This is a genomic window from Methylomagnum sp. (genome assembly GCF_054333355.1).
Window position 1 is genome coordinate 1 of sequence record NZ_JBTEKS010000441.1, and the last position, 3,421, is coordinate 3,421.

At 63.5% G+C, this 3,421-nt stretch carries 2 protein-coding genes; both read right to left on the minus strand.

Features of this window, described 5'->3' with window-relative positions; translation table 11 throughout:
- Positions 1-365: 365 nt before the first annotated feature.
- Complete coding sequence (locus ACXWUF_RS20765; protein WP_458496466.1) at positions 366-902, minus strand: DUF2058 domain-containing protein; 537 nt, start codon at positions 900-902, stop codon at positions 366-368.
- 170 nt (positions 903-1,072) lie between these two features.
- Positions 1,073-3,133, minus strand: a complete 2,061-nt coding sequence (locus ACXWUF_RS20770; protein ID WP_458496467.1) for a hypothetical protein — start codon at positions 3,131-3,133, stop codon at positions 1,073-1,075.
- Between the last annotated feature and the right edge of the window lie 288 nt (positions 3,134-3,421).

Here is a 3,421-nt window from a genome sequence, read left to right on the forward strand (position 1 = left end):
CCGGCAAACCCTCTCCTTCTCGAAAAGCCTGGAAAACCATATCGGCGCGATCTGGTATTTCATCCATCACTACAACGCCCAACTCCGGGAGGGGTTGGCCTAATATGGGTATTTAAAATCACTCAACATATAGGACTACCATGCTTTCAACCCCGGCACGAAAATCGCCCCCCTTAAGTACACAAACCCAGCCCTTTCAAAGTGGTTTACCGGGTTGGCGAAATCAGGTTGTGTAAGCCCATGATTTTGCTATGGCCTGCGTCAACATTGGCAACGCCCTACGCTTCGGCACAGAAAAACGGCCTTTCCAACCAATTGATTTATAAAGATTATTTTTACACTTTGAAAGGGCTGGTACACAAACCCTACCAAATCAAATCATCCGGCACCTGGAACGCCGCATAAGGATCGTCGCTGGCTTCCGGCTCCTGCTTGCGCGGCGGCTCGTTTTGCAGCACCACGGCGGCGGCGTCCCGCTGGCGGATCTTGTCGGCGACCTCGGCCAGCACCAACTCGTACTGGCCGTCCAGACGCACAATCGCCAGCACGCCCTTGACGATCTGCCCCCGCAGCTTGTCGGACAGATGCAGCCGCTTCACCGTGCCGCCATCGGAGAAATTGAATGGCGTGTCGCCCGCCTCCTTCGGCTGCCGGTTCGCCTCGATCAACTGCCTGACCTGGGCCACCATGGCCTTCTTCTCCGCCTCCTGCTGACGCTGCGCGTTGAGTTGGCGGTCGCGCTCGGCCTTCTCCGCCGCCGCCCGTTGCCGACGCTTTTCCTCTTCCGCCGCGCTCGCCTTGTTCTGGTGCGGCTGCTCCTTGCGCTTTTCCTTCTGCGCCTGCTTGATCTGCTTTTCGTTGACCAAGCCCGCTTTCAATAATTGGTCTTTCAATCCAGCCATGTGGATGTCCTCCGTGTTTGAGGGTGGCCGCGACGGGTTCCGGCGGCGAAGTCATAAGGATGATGCCCGCGCCCGCCGCCAGCCCCGAAATGCCAAGGGACGCCCGGCGGGGCGAGGAATTTGTCGGCATTGTCTCGTTCCCCCGTGACCAGGGCAACCACGGCTTTCGCCTATTTCACCCTGACCGTCAGGCTGGCCGAATTGTTGGCCGGGTCCGGGTCGGTGGAGGAACCGGCCACTTCGACGCTGTTGACCAAATCCCCCGCCGCGCTGGGCGCTCGCACCGTGATGCGCCGGGCGCGGCTTTGGGTCGGCCCGAGCTTACCGAGCCTGCATGACAGCCTGCCGTCGGCCTGGGCGCAGTTCGGGGCGGACACCAAGCGGGTTCCGGCGGGCAGAACGTCGCTCACCGCCACGTCCGTCGCGTCGGACGGACCCGCATTCAGCGCGGTCAGGGTGTAGACCAGCTTGGTGCCCGCCTTCACGGTTTTCTTGTCGGCCTTGAGGGCGATAGAAAGGTCGGCCTGACCGCTGGCGTTGGCTTTGACGGTGACGGTTTGATTCTGGGTGATGGTCGCGAAGCCGGTGCTTTTAAGGGTCAGCGTGTTGGTGAACTTGCCGGGAATCCGGGGAATCGCCTTGATTTCGACACGGGTCTCCGCGCCCGCGGCCAGAGCGCCCAGCTTGCAGGTGATGGTTTGGCCACTGGCCGCGCAGCCCGTCGGGGCGGACACGAAATCCAGCTTGGCGGGCAGCTTGTCCACCAGCGTCACCGCCGGGGCGCGGGCTTTGCTGCCGTTGGTGATGTTCAGCGCATAGCTCAGCGTGTCGCCGGTCTGGACCGGATTGGGCGCATAGCTCTGCACCAGGGTCAGGCGCGGCAACACCGAAAACAACGAGACAGCGCCCACCACCGACCCGGTGATTTTCTTGCTGTCCAGGGACCGCACCAGGGCGAAGGCGCCATCCTTCGACAACGCCAGGGAGCGGCCAAACTGGGCGCCCGCCACGGTTCCGACGGGTTCGGTCGGAATCAAGACGTCACCCGCCGTCCACTGGCCGGATTTCCGTGCGAACGCATGAGCGGCGAGGCAGGGCACGGGCGCGTCGGACGTCCCGCACCGCGAACCGGGCGCGGCGATCAAGGCGGCTTCGCCATTCCCCGCCAAGGCCACCACGGTGCCGAACGTCATGGACCCGATTTGCGAGGCGGGCAGCAACGTGCTGTTCTGAGTCCATTGGCCGAGATCGCGGGTGAACACATAGGCCGCCCCGCACCCGGCGACTCCCTGGCTATTGCAGGCCCGCGAGGGTGCGCCGATCAGGGCCATGGCGCCATTGGCGGACAGGGCAACCGAGTAGCCGAATTGGTCCAGTCCGAGGTCCAACGAAACCAGTGTTTGCTGTAAATCCCAGGTCGCGCCATTGGACGCGAAGGCGTAAGCGGCCCCGCAAGCGCCACTGCCACTGGCCGAGCAGGCGGCGCCGGTAGCTCCGGCCAAGGCGGTCCGGCCATCGGCGGACAGGGCGACCGCCGCGCCGAGATTGCCGCCCGGCAGCGTGTCGGCGGGCTGCAAGCGCTGCTGCTCGTTCCAACCAGCGGCGTTGCGGGCGAAGGCATAGGCCGCGCCGCAACCCTGGCCCGCCCCGTTGGCGCAAGGCGCGGCGGGGGCACCCACTAAGATGGTGTCGTTGTTGTCGGAAATGGCAACGCCCGCGCCGAACCGGCTGCTGGCGCTGGCGTCGGAGGCCGTCAGTGTTTGGATTTCCGACCAGCGCCCACCGGAACGGACGAACACGTAGGCCGACCCGCAGCCGGAAACACCCCCGGCGCAAGGGTGAAAGGGCGAGCCAATCACCGCCGTATTGCCATTGCTGGACAGCGCCGCCGCCGTGCCGAAGCCATCGCCCGCTACGGCGTCGGAGGCGGATAGCTTCTGCTGGCTTTGCCATTTGCCGTTGGTTTTTACAACGACGTAGACAGCGCCACATTGCGCCGTGCCAGTCTGGCAATTGGCCCTCGGGTCGCCAATCAAGGCCGTGTTGCCGTCCCCGGACAAGGCGATGACGGTGCCGAAGCCGTCATTCGCCGCGAAGTCCGGGGCGGTGAATTTCTGCTGCTCGGTCAGCGCGGCCTGGGCAAGGCCGATACACAGGCCGTACAGCAATAGCAGGCGTAATAACAGAGCGAACCGGCGGAAATCGCCTATGGGACTGGATTGGATGTGCACTTGGATGTTCTCCCGGTGATGGCAAGGAATTCTGGGGCGTAATCCTCGCATGTTGTACCTGGCTTGGTAATGCCTCGGCTTGGGCGGCGAAATGATCCGCGAGAGATGGTTTGGTAGGATGGGTTCCGCTGAAACTCCACCCATCCTACCGACATTCCGCACCCCCCCTCATCCCGAATTGGCATATAAAGCCACATAGCGTTCGCCGAGGACCTCGAGCAGCGCCCGGTGGTGGAGGTTGAGGTTCAAGACCACCTCGGCGACGGAGGCGACCACGAGGACGTGGAT

Coding starts and splice junctions, on each gene's coding strand:
- ACXWUF_RS20765 (WP_458496466.1), bottom strand. CDS start 902: ATGGCTGGATTGAAAGACCAATTATTGAAAGCGGGCTTGGTCAACGAA.